This is a genomic window from Microlunatus speluncae (genome assembly GCF_009299835.1).
Classification (GTDB): Bacteria; Actinomycetota; Actinomycetes; order Propionibacteriales; family Propionibacteriaceae; genus Microlunatus; species Microlunatus speluncae.
The window spans coordinates 98300-115437 of the sequence record NZ_VKCZ01000006.1; the positions used below are offsets into that span (position 1 = coordinate 98300).

General features: G+C 67.9%; 21 protein-coding genes. 1 reads left to right on the forward strand and 20 read right to left on the reverse strand.

All coding sequences use genetic code 11. The features are described from left to right. Nucleotides 1-4: 4 nt before the first annotated feature. From rplE to rpsJ, 14 genes are read right to left on the reverse strand one after another with little or no spacing between them, the layout of a single operon-like run. Entirely contained in the window at nt 5-577 is a 573-nt protein-coding gene (gene rplE, locus FNH24_RS09305; RefSeq protein WP_152361900.1) for a 50S ribosomal protein L5, read from the reverse strand. Further along, nucleotides 577-984: a 50S ribosomal protein L24 gene (rplX, locus tag FNH24_RS09310; RefSeq protein WP_152361901.1), complete on the reverse strand. Its 408-nt coding sequence runs from the start codon at nt 982-984 to the stop codon at nt 577-579. The genes rplE and rplX overlap by 1 nt, the downstream gene beginning before the upstream one ends. Nucleotides 985-988: 4 nt before the next feature. Further along, nucleotides 989-1357 (reverse strand): 50S ribosomal protein L14, encoded by a 369-nt coding sequence (rplN, locus tag FNH24_RS09315; RefSeq protein ID WP_152361902.1) that lies wholly within the window; start codon nt 1355-1357, stop codon nt 989-991. A 37-nt stretch (nt 1358-1394) separates the two neighbouring features. Next, complete coding sequence (gene rpsQ / locus FNH24_RS09320; protein WP_152361903.1) at nt 1395-1694, reverse strand: 30S ribosomal protein S17; 300 nt, start codon at nt 1692-1694, stop codon at nt 1395-1397. A gap of 1 nt (nt 1695) precedes the next feature. Then, nucleotides 1696-1965, reverse strand: a complete 270-nt coding sequence (gene rpmC, locus FNH24_RS09325; protein ID WP_152361904.1) for a 50S ribosomal protein L29 — start codon at nt 1963-1965, stop codon at nt 1696-1698. After that, the gene (gene rplP, locus FNH24_RS09330; protein WP_152361905.1) at nt 1965-2384 is read right to left on the reverse strand and encodes a 50S ribosomal protein L16; all 420 of its coding nucleotides are present in this window, start codon (nt 2382-2384) and stop codon (nt 1965-1967) included. Before rplP ends, rpmC begins: the two co-directional genes overlap by 1 nt. A 3-nt stretch (nt 2385-2387) precedes the next feature. Continuing rightward, on the reverse strand, nt 2388-3242 hold the full coding sequence (gene rpsC, locus FNH24_RS09335) for a 30S ribosomal protein S3 (RefSeq protein ID WP_152361906.1): 855 nt from the start codon (nt 3240-3242) through the stop codon (nt 2388-2390). 2 nt (nt 3243-3244) lie between these two features. Then, complete coding sequence (gene rplV, locus FNH24_RS09340; protein WP_152361907.1) at nt 3245-3649, reverse strand: 50S ribosomal protein L22; 405 nt, start codon at nt 3647-3649, stop codon at nt 3245-3247. A gap of 20 nt (nt 3650-3669) precedes the next feature. After that, nucleotides 3670-3951, reverse strand: coding sequence for a 30S ribosomal protein S19 (gene rpsS, locus FNH24_RS09345; RefSeq protein WP_152361908.1), 282 nt, complete (start codon nt 3949-3951; stop codon nt 3670-3672). A gap of 17 nt (nt 3952-3968) precedes the next feature. Beyond that, on the reverse strand, nt 3969-4805 hold the full coding sequence (gene rplB / locus FNH24_RS09350; protein ID WP_152361909.1) for a 50S ribosomal protein L2: 837 nt from the start codon (nt 4803-4805) through the stop codon (nt 3969-3971). A gap of 20 nt (nt 4806-4825) precedes the next feature. Further along, nucleotides 4826-5134 carry a 50S ribosomal protein L23 gene (gene rplW, locus FNH24_RS09355; protein ID WP_152361910.1) on the reverse strand — a complete coding sequence of 103 codons (309 nt, stop codon included), beginning with the start codon at nt 5132-5134 and terminating at the stop codon, nt 4826-4828. Then, entirely contained in the window at nt 5131-6012 is an 882-nt protein-coding gene (rplD, locus tag FNH24_RS09360; RefSeq protein ID WP_152361911.1) for a 50S ribosomal protein L4, sunset domain variant, read from the reverse strand. The genes rplW and rplD overlap by 4 nt, the downstream gene beginning before the upstream one ends. Beyond that, nucleotides 6009-6689, reverse strand: a complete 681-nt coding sequence (gene rplC / locus FNH24_RS09365; RefSeq protein ID WP_152361912.1) for a 50S ribosomal protein L3 — start codon at nt 6687-6689, stop codon at nt 6009-6011. Before rplC ends, rplD begins: the two co-directional genes overlap by 4 nt. 11 nt (nt 6690-6700) lie before the next feature. Beyond that, nucleotides 6701-7009, reverse strand: coding sequence for a 30S ribosomal protein S10 (gene rpsJ, locus FNH24_RS09370; protein WP_012923688.1), 309 nt, complete (start codon nt 7007-7009; stop codon nt 6701-6703). Nucleotides 7010-7463: 454 nt separating this feature from the next. On the opposite strand from rpsJ, the gene FNH24_RS09375 reads away from it, so the two are divergent. Then, on the forward strand, nt 7464-9254 hold the full coding sequence (locus FNH24_RS09375) for a glycoside hydrolase family 36 protein (protein ID WP_152361913.1): 1791 nt from the start codon (nt 7464-7466) through the stop codon (nt 9252-9254). Between the two features lie 136 nt (nt 9255-9390). On the opposite strand, the gene FNH24_RS09380 is transcribed toward FNH24_RS09375, so the two are convergent. The 6 genes from FNH24_RS09380 to FNH24_RS09405 all read right to left on the reverse strand — a co-directional run bounded on the left by FNH24_RS09380 (nt 9391) and on the right by FNH24_RS09405 (nt 17123). Then, entirely contained in the window at nt 9391-10620 is a 1230-nt protein-coding gene (locus tag FNH24_RS09380; RefSeq protein WP_152361914.1) for a carbohydrate-binding protein, read from the reverse strand. A 30-nt stretch (nt 10621-10650) separates the two neighbouring features. Beyond that, complete coding sequence (locus tag FNH24_RS09385) at nt 10651-12390, reverse strand: glycoside hydrolase family 97 protein (RefSeq protein ID WP_152361915.1); 1740 nt, start codon at nt 12388-12390, stop codon at nt 10651-10653. Nucleotides 12391-12499: 109 nt separating this feature from the next. Further along, nucleotides 12500-13390 carry a carbohydrate ABC transporter permease gene (locus FNH24_RS09390; protein ID WP_152361916.1) on the reverse strand — a complete coding sequence of 297 codons (891 nt, stop codon included), beginning with the start codon at nt 13388-13390 and terminating at the stop codon, nt 12500-12502. Nucleotides 13391-13399: 9 nt separating this feature from the next. Next, on the reverse strand, nt 13400-14326 hold the full coding sequence (locus tag FNH24_RS09395) for a carbohydrate ABC transporter permease (protein ID WP_152361917.1): 927 nt from the start codon (nt 14324-14326) through the stop codon (nt 13400-13402). After that, entirely contained in the window at nt 14323-15771 is a 1449-nt protein-coding gene (locus tag FNH24_RS09400; RefSeq protein WP_152361918.1) for an ABC transporter substrate-binding protein, read from the reverse strand. The genes FNH24_RS09395 and FNH24_RS09400 overlap by 4 nt, the downstream gene beginning before the upstream one ends. Before the next feature lie 182 nt (nt 15772-15953). Then, nucleotides 15954-17123 (reverse strand): ROK family transcriptional regulator, encoded by a 1170-nt coding sequence (locus FNH24_RS09405; protein ID WP_217428118.1) that lies wholly within the window; start codon nt 17121-17123, stop codon nt 15954-15956. Between the last annotated feature and the right edge of the window lie 15 nt (nt 17124-17138).

Below are 17138 nucleotides of genomic sequence, written 5' to 3' on the forward strand. Positions count from 1 at the left end.
CCTCTTAGTTCTGCCGGAACGGGAAGCCGAGCTGCCGGAGCAGCGCCCGCCCCTCGTCGTCGGTCTTGGCCGAGGTGACGAAGGTGATGTCCATGCCGCGCACCCGGTCGATCTTGTCCTGGTCGATCTCGTGGAACATCACCTGCTCGGTCAGGCCGAAGGTGTAGTTCCCGTTGCCGTCGAACTGCTTGGGCGACAGGCCGCGGAAGTCACGGATCCGGGGCAGCGCCAGGGTCAGCAGCCGGTCGGCGAACTCCCACATCCGCGCACCGCGCAAGGTGACGTGGACGCCGATCGGCATGCCCTCGCGCAGCTTGAACTGGGCGATCGACTTCCGGGCCTTGGTCACCTGCGGCTTCTGCCCGGTGATCGTGGTCAGGTCGCGGGTCGCGCCGTCGATCAGCTTCGAGTCCCGAGCCGCCTCGCCGACGCCCATGTTGACGACGATCTTGTTCAGCCGGGGCAGCTGCATCGGGTTCGCGTAGTTGAACTCCTGCTGCAGGGCAGCAGTGATCTCCTCGTGGTAGCGCACCTTCAGCCGAGGCACGGTCACCTCGGTCGTCGCAGTCGCGGTCATCAGATTTCCTCCCCGGTCACCCGAGCGATGCGCACGCTGCGGAAGGCCTTGTATTCCTCGCCGTTCGGGCGACGCCGGGTCACCTCTTGGCGCTCGTACGCGACCCGGGTGACGACCTCGTCGCCGTCGCTGTTCTTCACCAGCAGCTGCACGTTGGAGACGTGGATCCCGCCCTCGGACGCAACGATCCCGCCCTTGGTGGTCTGCCGGCTCTGCGGCTGCGCGGACGTGTCGCGCAGGTGCCGCTTGACGATGTTGACGCCGGACACGGTCACCCGCTGACGCTCGCGGTCGACGGCGATGATCTCGCCCACCGCTCCCTTGTCCTTGCCGGCGATGACCTTCACCCGGTCGCCCTTGACGACGTGCAGCTTGGCCTTCGTACGCTCAGTCTTCTTCACAGCCATATTCCTAGATCACCTCTGGCGCGAGCGAGATGATGCGCATGAAGCGCTTCTCGCGGAGTTCCCGGCCGACCGGACCGAAGATGCGGGTGCCCCGCGGGTCTCCGTCAGCCTTCAAGATCACGGCGGCGTTCTCGTCGAACCGGATGTAGGAGCCGTCGGCCCGGCGCCGCTGCTTGACGGTACGGACGATGACCGCCTTGACGACCTCGCCCTTCTTCACGTTGCCACCCGGGATCGCATCCTTCACCGTCGCGACGATGGTGTCGCCGATCCCGGCGTAGCGGCGACCGGATCCACCGAGCACGCGGATGCACAAGATCTCCTTGGCACCGGTGTTGTCGGCGACCTTCAGTCGCGACTCCTGCTGAATCATCCGTTCCTTCTTTCAGATATCCGCGGGTGCGGATGAGTCACTTGGCCTTTTCGAGGATGGCGACCAGGCGCCAGCGCTTGGTGGCGCTCAGCGGACGGGTCTCCATGATCCGGACCCGGTCGCCGACGCCGGCGGAGTTCTCCTCGTCGTGTGCCTTCAGCCGAGCGGTCTGGCGCAGCACCTTGCCGTACAGGCGGTGCTTCACCCGGTCCTCGACGGCGACGATGACGGTCTTGTCCATCTTGTCGCTGACGACGTACCCGTCACGGACCTTGCGCCGGCCGCGCTCGGGGGCGTCGGTCTCGGCCACGGTCTTCTCGGTGTTCACGTCACTCATCTCAGGCCTTCACCCGCTCCTCGGCCTCGGCCGACTCGTCCTCGTTCTCGAGATCGGGGTCATCGACGATGCCGAGCACCCGCTCCTGCAGCACGGTGTAGATCCGCGCGATGTCCTTGCGTACGGTGCGCAGCCGACCGTGCGACTCGAGCTGTCCGGTCGCGCCCTGGAAGCGGAGCGTGAACAGCTCCTCCTTCAACTCCTTGACCTTCTGGTCGAGCTCGCCTCGGGTCAGCCCGCGCAGCTCAGCTGCGGTGGTGGTCTTCGCCATCAGTTGTCACCACCTTCACGCTTGATGAACCGTGCCTTCATCGGCAGCTTGTGGATGGCCAGACGCATCGCCTCGCGGGCGACTTCCTCGGTCACGCCGGACAGCTCGAAGAGCACCCGTCCGGTCTTGACGTTGGAGATCCACCATTCCGGGGAACCCTTGCCGGAACCCATCCGGGTCTCGGCCGGCTTCTTGGTCAGCGGGCGGTCCGGGAAGACGTTGATCCAGACCTTGCCGCCACGCTTGATGTGCCGGGTCATGGCGATACGAGCGGACTCGATCTGCCGGTTGGTGAGGTAGTGGCTCTCCAGGGCCTGGATGCCGTACTCACCGAAGGCGAGCGACGTGCCGCCCTTGGCCATCCCGCCACGCTTGGGATGGTGCTGCTTACGGAACTTGGTCCTACGGGGCACCAGCATGGCTCACGCCTCCTGTCCTGCGGTGGTGGTCGCGGGCGCGTTGTCGGCGGACTCGGCAGGCGCGTTGCTCGCCGGCGCATCGGCCTGCGGGGCCGCGTCGGACCGACGACGACCGCCGCCACGCTCCATCCGATCGGCCCGCGTGGGACGATCGCTGCGGCCACCGCGGTTCGGGCGCCGACCGCCGCCGGCGGCCGAACGGGCGGCCTTCTGCGCGGCGCGCTCGGCCCGCGTGCCGGCCACGTCACCCTTGTAGATCCAGACCTTCACGCCGATCCGGCCGAAGGTGGTACGGGCCTCGAAGAAGCCGTAGTCGATGTCGGCGCGCAGCGTGTGCAGCGGCACCTGGCCCTCGCGGTAGAACTCGGACCGGCTCATCTCGGCCCCACCCAGTCGGCCCGAGCACTGGATCCGGATGCCCTTGGCGCCGGAGCGCATCGCGGACTGCTGCGCCTTGCGCATCGCCCGCCGGAACGCGACCCGGGAGGCCAACTGCTCGGCGGTGGCCTGAGCCACCAGCTGGGCGTCGGTCTCGGGGTTCTTGACCTCGAGGATGTTGAGCTGCACCTGCTTGCCGGTCAGCTTCTCCAGCTGGCCCCGGACGCGCTCCGCCTCGGCGCCGTTGCGGCCGATGACGATGCCCGGCCGCGCGGTGTAGATGTCGACCCGGACCCGGTCCCGGGTCCGCTCGATCTCCACCGAGGAGATGCCGGCCCGCTCCAGACCCTTGGTCAGGGTCTCGCGGATCTTGACGTCCTCGCCCACGTACTCGGCGTACTGCTTGTCGGCGTACCAACGGCTCTTGTGATCGGTCGAGATGCCCAGCCGGAAGCCGTGCGGGTTGATCTTCTGACCCATGCTCAGGCCTCCTTGCTTTCTTTGGGCTCGACTACCACGGTGATGTGGCTGGACCGCTTGAGGATCCGGCTCGCACTGCCCTTGGCGCGGGCCCGGATGCGGCGCATCGTCATGCCCTCGTCGACGAACGCCTGCGAGATGTAGAGGTCGTCGCGGCGCAGGTTGTCGGTCTGCTCCGCGTTGGCGGCGGCGCTGGCCACCACCTTGAAGACCGGCTCGCTGGCGGCCTGCGGCGCGAACTGCAGCGTGGCCAGGGCCTCGCTGACCGGCATGCCGCGGACCAGGTCCACCACCCGGCGCACCTTGGTGGCCGAGATCCGGACCTGCTTCGCGATCGCGTACGAACCGGGGCGGTCGCCGAGGAGGGTGGCGCGGCGGCTCGGCCGGGCCTTCTCTGAAGTGCTCATGATCTTTTCCTCTCCCTGCCTTACCGCCGCCGGGACTTCCGGTCGTCCTTCTCGTGACCGCGGAAGGTCCGGGTCGGGGCGAACTCGCCCAGCTTGTGACCGACCATGGAATCGCTGATGAAGACCGGGACGTGCTTGCGGCCGTCGTGCACCGCGATGGTGTGGCCGATCATGTCCGGCACGATCATCGAGCGACGGGACCAGGTCCTGATCACGGTCTTGCTGCCCTTGGTGTTGAGCGCCTCGACCTTTTTGGCCAGGTGCTCATCGACGAAGGGGCCCTTCTTCAGGCTGCGTGGCATTGTTCACAAACTCCTGATCAGCGCTTCTTGCCGGTACGACGACGGCGGACGATCTGGCGACTGCTCGCCTTGTTCTTGTTCCGGGTCCGACCCTCCGGCTTGCCCCACGGGGACACCGGGTGACGACCACCGGAAGTCTTGCCCTCGCCGCCACCGTGCGGGTGGTCGACCGGGTTCATGGCGACGCCGCGGACGGTCGGGCGCTTGCCCTTCCACCGGTTGCGACCGGCCTTGCCCAGCGACAGGTTCGACTGCTCGGCGTTGCCGACCTCGCCGACCGTCGCCCGGCAGCGCACGTCCACCATCCGCATCTCACCGGACGGCATCCGCAGCGTGGCGTTCTTGCCCTCGCGGGCGACCAGCTGGATGCTCGCGCCGGCGGACCGGCCGAGCTTGGCGCCACCGCCGGGACGAAGCTCCACCGCGTGGATCGTCGTGCCGACCGGGATGTTGCGCAGCGGCAGGTTGTTGCCGGGCTTGATGTCGGCACCCTCACCGGCCTCGACCGGGGCGCCCTGCTTCAGGCCCTGCGGCGCGATGATGTAGCGCTTCTCGCCGTCCAGGTAGTGCAGCAGCGCGATCCGGGCGGTGCGGTTCGGGTCGTACTCGATGTGCGCGACCTTGGCCGGGACACCGTCCTTGTCGTACCGCCGGAAATCGACGATCCGGTAGGACTGCTTGTGGCCGCCACCGATGTGCCGGGTGGTGATCCGGCCGGTGTTGTTGCGACCGCCGGTCTTCGGGCTCGGCGCCAGCAGCGACTTCTCCGGAGTGGAGCGGGTCAACTCGACGAAGTCGGCGACGGAACCGCCACGGCGGCCCGGGGTCGTCGGCTTGAACTTACGGATTCCCATGTCTCGTCTCGTCCTCTCGCTCAGACCGCGCCGGAGAAGATGTCGATGCTCTCACCGTCGGCGACGGTGACGATCGCACGCTTCGTGTCCGGGCGCTTGCCCCAGCCGTTGCGGGTGCGGCGACGCTTGCCCTTGCGGTTGATCGTGTTCACGCCGATCACATTGACCTTGAACACCGTCTCGACCGCGATCTTGATCTCGGTCTTGTTGGCGTCCGGGGTGACCTGGAACGTGTACTTGTTCTCGTCCAGCAGGCCGTAGCTCTTCTCGCTCACCACAGGAGCGAGCAGCACGTCGCGGTGGTCGCGGTACTTAACCGGGTTGCTCATTCGGACTTCTCTCCTGCTCCGGCGTCGCCCTTGGTCGCGACGAAGCCGGCGGCTTCAGCGGCCTCGACGCTGTTGAACCACACCTCGGCCTCGGTCCGCCCGTAGTGCGACGACTGGGGCGTGTGGAACTTCTTCGAGTCCTCGTTGCCCTTGATGTCGAAGCCGGCCGGCGGCTCGTCGCCGACGTAGGAACCGTCGCCGTACGGGTGTGCGTGCTCGGTCTCGACCGTGCCGGCGGAGCGGCCGACGAACGACTTCAGCGCGGCTTCGGTGAACACCACGACGTCGTTGACCAGCACGTCGTAGGCGTTCAGCTGATCGACGGCCAGCGCGTGCACCGTCACGACGTTGCGCAGGCTCAGCCAGGCGAGATCGTCGTCGCGGTGCAGCACTACCAGGGTGCGCTCGGCGTCGGCGACCTTGGCCAGCGTGGCGATCGCCGTCTTGGTGGACGGGGTGTCACCGCCGACCAGCTCGCTGACCACGTGCACGCGACCGCCGCGGGCCCGATCGGAGAGCGCTCCGCGCAGGGCGGCGGCGATCATCTTCTTCGGGGTCCGCTGGGAGTAGTTGCGCGGCGTCGGGCCGTGCACGACGCCACCACCGGTGTACTGCGGGGCCCGGATCGAGCCCTGCCGGGCGCGGCCGGTGCCCTTCTGCCGGTACGGCTTCCGACCGCCGCCGCGGACCTCGCCCCGACCCTTGGTCGAGTGGGTCCCCTGCCGGGCCGCCGCCAGCTGGGCGGTGACGACCTGGTGGATCAGCGGGATGTTGGCGGTGACGTCGAAGATCTCCGCAGGCAGCTCGGCCGTGCCGGACTTGGCGCCGGATGCGTCGAGCACGTCGACGCTCCTGGTCTCCAGAACGGTGTCGGTCATGCCGCGTCTCCTTCCTTGCCGGCCTTCTTGGCCGCGGTGCGCAGCACGATCAGGCCGCCCTTGGCGCCCGGGATCGCACCCTCGATCAGGATCAGGCCGCGCTCGGTGTCGATCGAGTGGACCGTCAGGTTCTGCACGGTGACGCGCTCGGCGCCCATCCGGCCGGCCATCTTCAGGCCCTTGAACACGCGGCCGGGGGTGGCGCAGCCGCCGATGGAGCCGGGGGCGCGGTGCTTGCGGTGCACACCATGGCTGGCGCGCAGACCGTGGAAGCCGTGCCGCTTCATGACGCCGGCGGTGCCCTTGCCCTTGCTGACACCGGTCACATCCAGCACCTCACCGCTGGCGAACACCTCGGCGGTCAGTTCCTGACCGAGGGTGTATTCGCTGGCATCGGTGGTGCGGATCTCGACCAGGTGCTTGCGCGGCGTCACGCCGGCCCGCTCGAAGTGGCCGGCGGAGGGCTTGGTGACCTGCTTGGCCTTGATCGCGCCGAAGCCGAGCTGGACGGCCGCGTAGCCATCGGAGCCCGGCGTCCGGACCTGGGTCACGACGCACGGTCCGGCCTGGATGACGGTCACCGGCACGACCCGGTTGTTCTCGTCCCAGAGCTGGGTCATGCCGAGCTTGGTGCCCAGCAGGCCCTTCACCTTGCGTTCTGCATTCTTGGCGGTCATCGGTGCAGTCCTTAGAGCTTGATCTCGATGTCGACACCGGCCGGCAGGTCGAGCCGCATCAGCGAGTCGACCGTCTTCGGGGTGGGATCGATGATGTCGATCAGCCGCTTGTGGGTGCGCATCTCGAAATGCTCCCGGCTGTCCTTGTACTTGTGCGGAGAACGGATCACGCAGAACACGTTCTTCTCGGTCGGCAGCGGCACCGGGCCGGCAACCTTGGCCCCCGTGCGGGTCACCGTGTCGACGATCTTGCGCGCCGAGGAGTCGATCACCTCGTGGTCATAGGCCTTGAGCCTGATGCGGATCTTTTGTCCCGCCACGTCATCGTCCTTACTGTCGTACTTCCGGCTGGAATGCTGCCTCTGCTCCGACCCCCGAGGTCGGGTGTGTCGCGCCTTTCTCAGCACAGCACGACCACAGTCGCGCTTTTGCTGGGATTTGGCGCCACGATCCCAATCAGGTCCTTCAAGGCCCAATCGGATCGGGCTTCCCGAGGTCTCGCGGTGCGGTGGTCACACTGCTGACAGCGCAACACACCCCGGCGACCCCGTCGGAGCAACCCGACAATCCTGACAGACCCGCCCCATCAGGGCAAATCCACCCCCCAATACCGCCGACCCGTCACATCCGCGGCCGTTTTTGCGGCGTGTCGCAGCCGAACTGACGGCTCGGCAGAAGGCCCAACCTGCCACATTCGCGCGGGGATCCCCAACCGGCGAATTCCATTCCTCCGTAAAGTAATCCCGTACGGTTCCCCGACCACGATCGACGAGGATGACCATGACCGACGGTGCACCACAGCCCTGGCAACCGCACGACCGGCCGGCCGGCGAGGTCCGGCGGCAACCGGTGCCGACCGGATTGGCGCGGGACGGGGTCTCGCTGACCCTGGAGGTCACGGCCGATCAGGAGGTGACGGCCGAGGTGGTATCGGTCGAACCGGGCGTGGTCGAGGTGCGGCTGACCCCGGCCGCGACCACCGTGGTCCGGGCCGCCTGGCAACTGCCGGCGACGGCCGCGCCGACCTATTGGAGCCCGGACAGCGGCGAGCACCGCGGACTGCCGCCGTTCTGGCGCCGGCCACGCACGTCGGCGCTGGAGAAGGGGGCGCCGGTCGGGTCGTTGATCGACATCGCCGACCGAGCGGTGTGTACGTTCGCCGCGGGTGAGGGGGTGCGGCCGGTCGCGGTGCGGACCGGGGTGGTCGAGGAGACCGGCGATTTCGGCTTCTGGGTGGAGCAGACCGCCGATCCGGTGAGCGAGCTGCGGCTGCGCCTGGACCTGAGCGGTCGGCACTTCGCCGAGACACTGGCCGGGGTCGCCGACTGGTGGAGCACCTTGTATCCGGTCGAGCCGGTGCCTTCGGCGGTGCGCCGGCCGGCCTATTCGACCTGGTACACGATGCAGCAGCATGTCACCGCGGCGACGATCGAACGGCAGGTCGGGCCGGCGGCCGAGCTGGGCTGCACCATGATCATCGTCGACGACGGCTGGCACAGCACCGACCGTGGCCGCGGTTACGGGCTGGTCGGCGAGTGGGAGCCGTCGCCGGCCGCCTTCCCCGATCTTGCCGCGCACGTCGCCGCCGTGCACGACGCCGGGCTCGATTATCTGCTCTGGTACGCCATCCCGTTCGTCGGCCGCCGGACCGAGCTGTATTCCCGGGTCGAGCCCTATCTGCTGACGTTCCGGGAGCACCTGGACGCCGGCGTCGTCGATCCGCGCTATCCGTTCATCCGGACCTTGATCACCGACCGGCTGAGCCGGGCCGTGACCGAGTGGGGCATGGACGGGCTCAAGATCGACTTCATCGACCAGTTCGCCGTCGAGGATCCGCCGCCCGCGGGGCCGGAGGCCGACTGCGGTTCGGTGACCGAGGGGGTCGATCGGTTGTTGGCCGAGCTTCATGATCGACTACGCAGTGTCGGCCGGGAGCCGATGGTGGAGCTGCGGCAGCCGTACGTCAGCCCCGGCCTGTGGCGGCACGCGAGCATGATCAGAGCCGGCGACTGCCCGCTCAGCCCGACCCAGAACCGGCAGCGCACCGTCGACCTGCGACTGATCGCCGGTCCGCTGGCCGTGCACGCCGACATGATGATGTGGCACCCGACCGAGCGGCCCGAGCAGGTCGCGGTCCAGTTGATCAACACCCTGTTCGCCGTACCGCAGATCTCGGTGGACCTGACCGAACAGACCCCGGAGCAGCTCGACGTCCTGCGCTTCTGGCTGGCCTTCGTCACCGAGCACGCCGCCGTGTTGCAGCAGGGCGCCTTCCGTCCCACCCGGCCGGACCTGCGCTATCCCCTGGTCTCAGCCGCCGACGCCGACCTGGAGATCGTCGGCCGCTATGCCCCACTGCCGATCGCGGTGCCCGCTGACCGCCGCCTGATCATCGCCAACGCCGATCCCTCCACCGAGACGACCTTGGTCAGCCATGGCGAGCGCGCCGTGCTGGCCACCGTGCGCGACTGCCGCGGCCAGGACGTCAGCCGCACCGAACTGCGGCTGGTGCCCGGCCACCAGATCATCGACATCCCGGTCGGCGGGCTGCTGTCGATCGAGTAGCCGCGATCCGGCCGCGATTCCCGCGGAGCGCGGCAACCTGCCCGTCCTCGGCGCATCATTTCCGGCCGACGGGCCGACCAGAAAGGCGGCACGGCCTGGCTTGCCCTTCGACCTGGGATCAGGGAACGGAAGCGCGCTAGATGATCACGATCTTGTCCAGCTCCGGGGAGCGGGCTTCGAGGTTGAAGAAGCGGATGTTGTTGACGCCGTTGATCAAGGGGACACCGATGGTGGCGGTGGTGATCTTGTCCTTGGTGCCGGTCATGATCACCGGGATCGAGTCGGCACCGTTGACGCTGAGCCGGAAGGTCTGGGTGCCGTCGACCACTGCGTGGATGGTCAGCTGACGGGTGCCGGTCGTCGTCGAGAGGATGCCTTTGATCGCTGTGTAGTCGTACGTGTTGCCACCGATCAGGATCACCTTCCGACCGCCGGAGCAGATCTTGCAGTAGACCGGTTCGGCCGCGCCCTCGAAGACGTTGCCGACCCGTTCGGCCTCGTAGGCGCCGGGTGAGGTGTCCGGCGGCGGCAGCTGCACGGGCGGGGTGGCGGGGCCGCGCTGCCAGGCCTTCAGGTCCTTGATCAACAGGTGGGTCTCCTGCAGGCCGGCGCTGTTGATGCTGCGATAGATGCCCCACTTGGGCCGGTTGTACTGCTCCTCGGTCCAGTAGAGATCGACGTCGTCCACCTGCTGGTCGACCAACAGTCTGTCCCGATCGTCCCGCAAGGACCAGCGGACGTAGCCGTCGTCGGACGACTTCCATTCCACCGTGGTGCTCACCCACCGGTTCTGCAGCGGGGCCAGGTCATAGGTCGCGATGGGCTGAGCGCTGCCGTCGAGGATCCAGTAGCGGGCCTCGAGCTTGGGCACGCCGTTCTTGATCGGCAGGCTGAGCTGCAGCAGCGGGGTGCCGGTGTCGGACGTCTTCACCTGCCAGATGTGGCTGAACGAACTGGTCGCGTCGAGGGTGTCCGGGATGAACATCCGCCAGCTGAGCCGCCACACTTCGTCCTTCCGGATCTCCAGCGGCATGCCCTTGGCGTCCCGCATGCCGCGCACCTCGTTGCGCATCCGGTCCGAGCCGTCCCGGTCCTCCAGGTGCGCGTCGAAGCGCCAGTGATCACGCTCGACGGTGACGTGCGGATAGCCCTCCGGGTGCGATCCACGGCGGTCGTCCTCGAGGGCTTCGAACGCCTGCAGACCGTCTCGGTCCGGGCGTGGATTCCAGCGCAGTTCCCAGCGGTCGCGCCGGTCGTCGGCGCCGCCGGGCTGGGCGGCCGCAGGGCTGATCACGACGGTCGCGCCGACCATGATCAGGGTCAGGGTCAGCAGGGTTGATGTCCACCGGGGACGTCGACGTCTCATCGGGGTTCCTTCCGTGAATGGTGCCGTGGCTCAGCGGGTGAGTCGGATGGTGCAGCCGCCGTTGTCCGCCACCGGGATCTCCAGCACGGCACCGGCCGCCACCTGGGTGGTGGTCCGCGCAATCCGGTCGCCGTCAGCGTCGGCGTACAGCTCGGCGGTCCAGTCGCCCGCGTCCAAGAAGTCCAGCGGTACGGTCAGCGCCCGGGCTGCCCCGGTGATCCCGGCGCCGACATACCAATCGGCGCCGTGTCGCCGGGCCAGCACGATGTGATCGGCGGGATCGCCGGACAGCAGCCGGGTTTCGTCCCAGGCCACCGGGACCCGGGAGAGCAGCGCGGTGGCCTCCGGCATCGACCGGTAGACCTCCATCGAGTCGGCGAAGTGCTGGATGCCGGACTCGAAGATCACCGACAGGGCGAGCTCGAAGCCGGCCGAGATGGTGCGGACCGCGCTGAACGTGCACGGCGTGAAGTCCATCGGACCCTGCACGTTGCGGGTGAAGGCGAGCGCCAGATAGTGGGTCGGCGGATAGAGCGGCTCCTTGCCCGGCTTGGGTTTGATCCATTCGGCGCCCTTGACCGCTTCGGCCGACAGGAATTGGGGCCAGGTGCGCTCGGTGCCGCGCGGGATCGTGCCGCCGTGGAAGACGACCATCAGCCCGATCCGGGCCGTCGCCGCCAGGATCGAATCGAACCAGCGCATCCGTTCCTGGCCGTCGGATTCGGTGAAGTCGATCTTGATCCCGACCGCGCCCCACTCCTTCCACAGCTCGAGCTTCTCCCGGTGCTCCAGCTCGGTGTCGACATGCTGCCAGTGCGTCCAGAGCCAGACCCCGATCCCCTTCTCCTTGGCGTACGCGATCACCTCCGGGGCCCAGTCCCGATGCCAGCCGGAGTCGAGCAGGACGTACGGCCAGCCGACCTCGGCCGCGAAGTCGATCCACCGGCGCTGCGCCTCCGGATCCCAGCTGGACGGCCCGTCCGACCACCAGGACCAGGCGGCGGGACCGGGCTTGATCCAGGAGGTGTCCGGCACCCGGGACGGCGGCGCCAGGCCGGTGATCAGGTCGCTGGCCACGATCGAGCCCAGGCTGCCGATGATCATCGTCCGCCACGGTGTGATCAGCGGGCTGGCGGCGGTGACGTAGGCGTCCGGCAGGTCCAGGGAGAAGACGGTCCCGTCGAAGCCCAACCGGGATCCGGCGTAGCCGCCGTCCAGACCGGACTCGGTGATCATCAACCAGAGTTCGTCACCGAGGCCGAACAGCGCCGGATAGCCGTACCGGATCGGCTCGGCCCGCCCGACCGTGGTCTGGTGCTGGATCTCCTCGTAGTCGCAGCGGCCGTTGTCGTACGGCAGCAGGATCGCCCGCGCCTCGGGGTCGATGACGTAGCCGGAGATCTCCTCGCAGACGGTGACCGGGCCGGACCACGGCACCTGATAGCGGTAGCCGATTCCTTGATCACCGAGCTGGATCTGGAGCAGCAGTCGATCAGTGCCCTTGCTGAACGTCAGCGTCCACTCGGTCGCGGTGTGGTGATGATCGCGACTCTTGCCGATCATGGTCCGGTACGACTCGTCGACCGCACGCTCGGTGATCGAATCGAACGCCAGCCCGTCGGTCAGGTCGGCGTGGGCGGCCCGGAGGCCGAGTCGTGAGGCGGCGATCACCGGACGCCCGTCGTGCCGGGCCTCGAGCGTCAGCTCACCCCCGTCGGTCAGCTCGATCACGGCTTCCAGGGTTCCGGCGGTCAGCTTCCAGGTGGGCATATCGGTCTCCTCGTGCTGGCGGTGGTCGGTCGGGGAACTCGGGGTCGGTGCGTTCCTGGTGGAACTCGTTCCACACGGTGATCTGCACAGTGGCTCCGATGCTGGTGGGTCAACGGCCGCCGAGGCCGGTCAGGGTGATGCCGCGGATGAAGTACTTCTGGGCGGCCAGGAAGGTGATCACGATCGGGATCAGGGCGAGCACCGACACCGCCATCATCAGGTGATACTGGGTGTCGTACTGGCCGCGGAACATGGCGATGCCGAGCGGGATGGTGAACTTCTCGGTCGACCGCAGATAGATCAGCGGATCGAGATACTCGGGCCAGGTGCCGATGAAGGACAGCAGGGTCACGGTAGCGATCGCCGGCCGGGACAGCGGCAGCATGATCGACCACAGGATCCGCAGCTCGCCGGCGCCGTCGACCCGGGCCGAGTCCACCAGCTCCTCCGGGATCGAGGTGAAGAACTGGCGCAGCAGGAAGATCAACAGCGCCGAGCCGAAGAAGTTCGGCAGCACCAGCGGCAGATAGCTGTCGACCCAGCCGAGCTTGGCGAACAGCAGATACTTCGGCACCAGGGTCACCTGGGCCGGAATCATCATGGTCGCCAGCAGTGCCAGGAACATCGGCCCGCGCAGCCGCGCTCGCAACCGGGCGAAGGCATAGGCCGGCAGGATGCAGGAGACCAGGTTGCCGATCATGGACAGCGCGGTGACGATGATGCTGTTGAGCAGGAACACGTTGAACGGCATCGCCGACCAGGCCTGCGGATAGTTCTCCGGGTGCACGGCGTCGGGGAAGAACTCGGGCGGCGTCCTGATCACCGCGCTCTCCGACTTCAACGAGGTCGAGATCATCCAGAGCAGCGGCAACAGGAAGGCGGCGCTGGTCAGCACCAGGATCACGTACGCGCCGGCCCACTGGATCCGTTCGGTCCGGACCCGGGCCCGGTGCCGGGTGGTGGCCGGAGTCCAGCGCGCTTCGACGGAGTGGGTGGTCATCGCAGGCTCCTACTTGTGCTCGTAGTGCACCCAGCGGCGGGCGAGCACGAACTGGATCGCGGTGAAGATCATGATCAGGAAGAACAGCGCCCAGGCGATGGTCGAGGCATACCCCATCTCGAAGTACTGGAACGCGTAGCGGAAGACGTAGAGGCCGAGCACCAGGGTCGCGTTGTTGGGCCCGCCGTCGGTCATGAACAAGATCAACGAGTAGGCCTGCAGGCTGCCGATGAAGCCGACGATCAGGTTGAAGAAGATGATCGGCGACATCATCGGGACGGTGACGTGCCGGAATCGGCGCCACCAGCCGGCCCCGTCGAGCTGGGCGACCTCGTACAGGTGCGCCGGGATCCCCTGCAGCCCGGCCAGGAAGATCACCATCGCGTTGCCGGTGGTCCAGACCGACATGATCACCAGCCCGGGGATGGCCCAGTTCGGATCGAGCAGCCAGCCCGGACCGGTGATTCCGACCAGCCCGAGCAGCCGGTTGACCAGGCCGTAGTCCGGGTGCAGCAGATTGACCCAGAGCAGCGCGGTGGCGATGCCGGACAGCACCGACGGAAGGTAGATCACGGTCCGGAAGATCGACTGCCCGGCCACCTTCAGGTTGAGCATCAGCGCCAGCACGAAGTTGAAGATCACTCCGCAGAGGGCCGAAGCCGCGCCGAAGTAGGCGGTGTTGCGGACCGCGATCCCGAAATTCGGATCGGCCAACAGCTTCAGGTAGTTGTCCAGGCCGACGAACTTCGGCGTGCCCAGCAACTCCCAGCGGGTGAAGCTGATCACGAACGACACCAGGATCGGACCGCCGGAGAAGAAGACGAAGCCGATCACCCAGGGCAGCGCGAACAGTTGGAACCGCCGTCCCTCCCGGCGGGCGAGTCGCGACCGGCCGTGCCCGACGTTGCGGGTCCGGCCGGCGGCGACGGTTGTCATCCGGCTTCCTGCAGGATCGGTGTCAGCTCGGTGTTGATCTTGGCCAGGCCGTCGGCGAGCGGCATCGCCCCGGCCCGGACCTCGTCCCAGGTGACCTTCGCGGTGTCCTCGACCTTCTTGGTCCCGACCCCGCGCAGCACCCCGTCGGACCCGGCATAGTCAGTGATCGCCGCCTTGCCGACCTCGGCAATCTCCTTGGGCAGTTGGAGATCGGCCAGGTTCTGCTCGAACGTCGACAGCCGTGCCGGCGGCGTCAGGTTGAAGTAGCGCTGACCGGCCGGCGACATCAGCGCGTTCAGCACGATCCAGGCCGCCTCCGGATTTCTCGCCTTGGACGTGATCCCGTACGCACTGCCGACCAGCGGCGAGAACCGGCCGGCCGGGCCCTTCGGCACATGAGTCACGGCCCAGTCGAACTTGTCCTTGCCCTGCAGCCGTTGCAGCGCCGGCACGATCCACAGTCCGTTGACCGACATCGCGGCATGGTTGGTCCGGAACGGATCGGCGTCCTCCAACGCCTGCATCTCGGCCAGGCTCGGCACCGCCTGATGCTTGACCTGCAGCTCGACCCAGGGCGCGAGCGCGTCGTAGGCCGGCTGCTCCTGCACCTGCACGCTCCGCTCGTCCTCGCTGAGGAAGCGGCCGCCGTACGGCAGCAGATGGACCGGCGTCAGGTCGGCCTTCATCTGCGGCATCGCCGTGTAGCCGTACACCTTGTTGACCCCGCTGCCGGAGGTCAGTTCGGCGGCGACCCGATACAGGTGATCCCAGGTCCAACTCTCGCCGGGTGGCTCGATGCCGGCGCGGTCGAAGATCTCCTTGTTGTAGAAGAGCATCTTGGGCGCCGAGTCCGACGGGATGCCGAAGTGCTCGCCGTCGCGGACCCAGTAGCTGTAGGCCTGCTCGGAGAAGTCGTCGAGCTTGAACTCCGGCGTCTTCGCGATGTAGCTGTCGATCGGCGCCAGGACGCCGTTCTTGATCAAGTTCTGCGCCCAGGAATAGTGGCAATACATCAGATCGGGCAGCGATCCGCCGGCCGCCGAGGTCAGATACTTGGTCAGATAGTCGCCGAACGAGGTGACCTCGCGCTTGATCTCGATGGTGGGATGCAGCTCGCGGAAGAAGTACGCAAACTGCTGGTGCCGGATCTCGGCGTCCTCCGACGCGGTGATCGCCAACGTCACCGTCGTCGGCCCCGTCGGCTCGGCCACGTCGGTGGTCGGCCACTCCAGGGACTTGAAGAACTCCTCCGCCTTCGCCAGCGGATAGGCCGCGTTCTCCGGCGGCTTCGGCAGCGGCTGGAGCTCAGCGCTGCCGCAGGCCGAAAGCAGCGGTAGGGCCGCGCCGGCGGCGGTCGTCAGGCCGAGCATCCGGCGGCGGGAGATGGCCGTTGAGGCTGCGGCGGTGGTGGTGGCGGCGGCTGGAATCGGGCGTGGTTGTCTCATCGTTGGGACCTCTCACTTCGGATGATCTGCGCAGGACGGGAGAGCGCTTACCGAGGGATGCCTGTCGATCCGGCCGTGATCAGGTGCAGGCGGTCCGTCCATGCTAGGAGCAATTAATGAACCGAGTCAAGTATTAGATTTCTGGGTTGCCGCTGCCCGGCCCGAACTTCCGCCGCAGAAGATCAGAGCGTGAGCAGGGACTGCATCGCGACCGTCGCCGCGGCCCGGGCCCAGGCCTCCAGCGGGCGGTGGACGAAGACCAGCTCGCAGTTCACCACCGACCCGAAGGCCTGCTCGGTGAAAGACCGGCGCACCTCGGCGTGGAACTCGGCGAAGCCGACCAGATCCGGATTGTCGGCGCTGATGATCACCCGCTCCGGCCCGGTCAGGTTGGCCAGGGTGGCTACGCCGCGACCGACGGCGCGGGCGGCGTGCTGGAAGATCGCCTGCGCGTCGGGCTGCCCGGATTGTGCCAGCCGGACGGCGTTCGGGAAGCCGAGACTGGCGTCACCGGTCGCTTCCCGTACGGCCTCGGTCAGGAGCTCCGACGCGGCGATCGCCTCGAGGCAGCCGCGGCCACCGCAGCGGCAGCGGGGTTCCTCGCCGCCGACGGGGGTGTGGCCGAGCTCCCCCGCGACGCCGTACGCACCGCTGACCAGCCGGTCGTCGATCACCAGGGCGCTGCCGATGCCCTGGCCCAGCGTGACCACCCCGAAGTCGCGGACACCGACCCCCGCGCCGAACCAGTGCTCGCCGACGGCGAGGGCCTTGACGTCGTTCTCGATCGTGACGGTCAGCCCGGTGGCCTCGGTGATCAACCGGGCCAGCGGCACGTCGTGCCACTCCAGGAACGGCGAGTAGCCGACGTTGCCGCGGCGGCGATCGACGTCGCCGGAGACAGCGACGCCGAGGCAGCGGCTGCGTTCGCGGAAGGTGGGCTCGGCGTCGCGGAGCCAGGCGACCATCGCCGCGAGTTGCCGCACGATGGCGGCCGGGTCGAGGTCGGCGAGGTCCCAGGTGAGCCGGGCCAGCACGTCGGCGCGCAGGTCGGTCAGCACCCCGATCAGGTGATATCTGGTGATCTTGATGCCGACGAAGAACTCCCGGTCGGCCCGGATCTGCAACGGGCTGGCCGGCCGCCCGGCGCCCGGACCGGTCCGTTCCCGGTCGGCCGACTCCTCCAGATAGCCGGCGGCGAGCAGCGGCTTGGCCACCTTGGTCACAGCCGCCTGGGACAGGCCGGTGCGGCGGGCGATCGCGACCCGGGAGATCGGGCCCTGGGTGAGGATCAGCGTGAACACCCGTTCCGAGCCCGGGTTGGTCACCGGAGTGGGCGAACCGTCGGTGATCACGAACGCACTCTATTC

Bases quoted from the DNA above. Each gene is read 5' to 3' on its own strand.
- rplE (WP_152361900.1), bottom strand. From the start codon at position 577: ATGACCGCGACTGCGACGACCGAGGTGACCGTGCCTCGGCTGAAGGTG.
- rplX (WP_152361901.1), bottom strand. From the start codon at position 984: ATGGCTGTGAAGAAGACTGAGCGTACGAAGGCCAAGCTGCACGTCGTC.
- rplN (WP_152361902.1), bottom strand. From the start codon at position 1,357: ATGATTCAGCAGGAGTCGCGACTGAAGGTCGCCGACAACACCGGTGCC.
- rpsQ (WP_152361903.1), bottom strand. From the start codon at position 1,694: ATGAGTGACGTGAACACCGAGAAGACCGTGGCCGAGACCGACGCCCCC.
- rpmC (WP_152361904.1), bottom strand. From the start codon at position 1,965: ATGGCGAAGACCACCACCGCAGCTGAGCTGCGCGGGCTGACCCGAGGC.
- rplP (WP_152361905.1), bottom strand. From the start codon at position 2,384: ATGCTGGTGCCCCGTAGGACCAAGTTCCGTAAGCAGCACCATCCCAAG.
- rpsC (WP_152361906.1), bottom strand. From the start codon at position 3,242: ATGGGTCAGAAGATCAACCCGCACGGCTTCCGGCTGGGCATCTCGACC.
- rplV (WP_152361907.1), bottom strand. From the start codon at position 3,649: ATGAGCACTTCAGAGAAGGCCCGGCCGAGCCGCCGCGCCACCCTCCTC.
- rpsS (WP_152361908.1), bottom strand. From the start codon at position 3,951: ATGCCACGCAGCCTGAAGAAGGGCCCCTTCGTCGATGAGCACCTGGCC.
- rplB (WP_152361909.1), bottom strand. From the start codon at position 4,805: ATGGGAATCCGTAAGTTCAAGCCGACGACCCCGGGCCGCCGTGGCGGT.
- rplW (WP_152361910.1), bottom strand. From the start codon at position 5,134: ATGAGCAACCCGGTTAAGTACCGCGACCACCGCGACGTGCTGCTCGCT.
- rplD (WP_152361911.1), bottom strand. From the start codon at position 6,012: ATGACCGACACCGTTCTGGAGACCAGGAGCGTCGACGTGCTCGACGCA.
- rplC (WP_152361912.1), bottom strand. From the start codon at position 6,689: ATGACCGCCAAGAATGCAGAACGCAAGGTGAAGGGCCTGCTGGGCACC.
- FNH24_RS09375 (WP_152361913.1), top strand. From the start codon at position 7,464: ATGACCATGACCGACGGTGCACCACAGCCCTGGCAACCGCACGACCGG.
- FNH24_RS09380 (WP_152361914.1), bottom strand. From the start codon at position 10,620: ATGAGACGTCGACGTCCCCGGTGGACATCAACCCTGCTGACCCTGACC.
- FNH24_RS09385 (WP_152361915.1), bottom strand. From the start codon at position 12,390: ATGCCCACCTGGAAGCTGACCGCCGGAACCCTGGAAGCCGTGATCGAG.
- FNH24_RS09390 (WP_152361916.1), bottom strand. From the start codon at position 13,390: ATGACCACCCACTCCGTCGAAGCGCGCTGGACTCCGGCCACCACCCGG.
- FNH24_RS09395 (WP_152361917.1), bottom strand. From the start codon at position 14,326: ATGACAACCGTCGCCGCCGGCCGGACCCGCAACGTCGGGCACGGCCGG.
- FNH24_RS09400 (WP_152361918.1), bottom strand. From the start codon at position 15,771: ATGAGACAACCACGCCCGATTCCAGCCGCCGCCACCACCACCGCCGCA.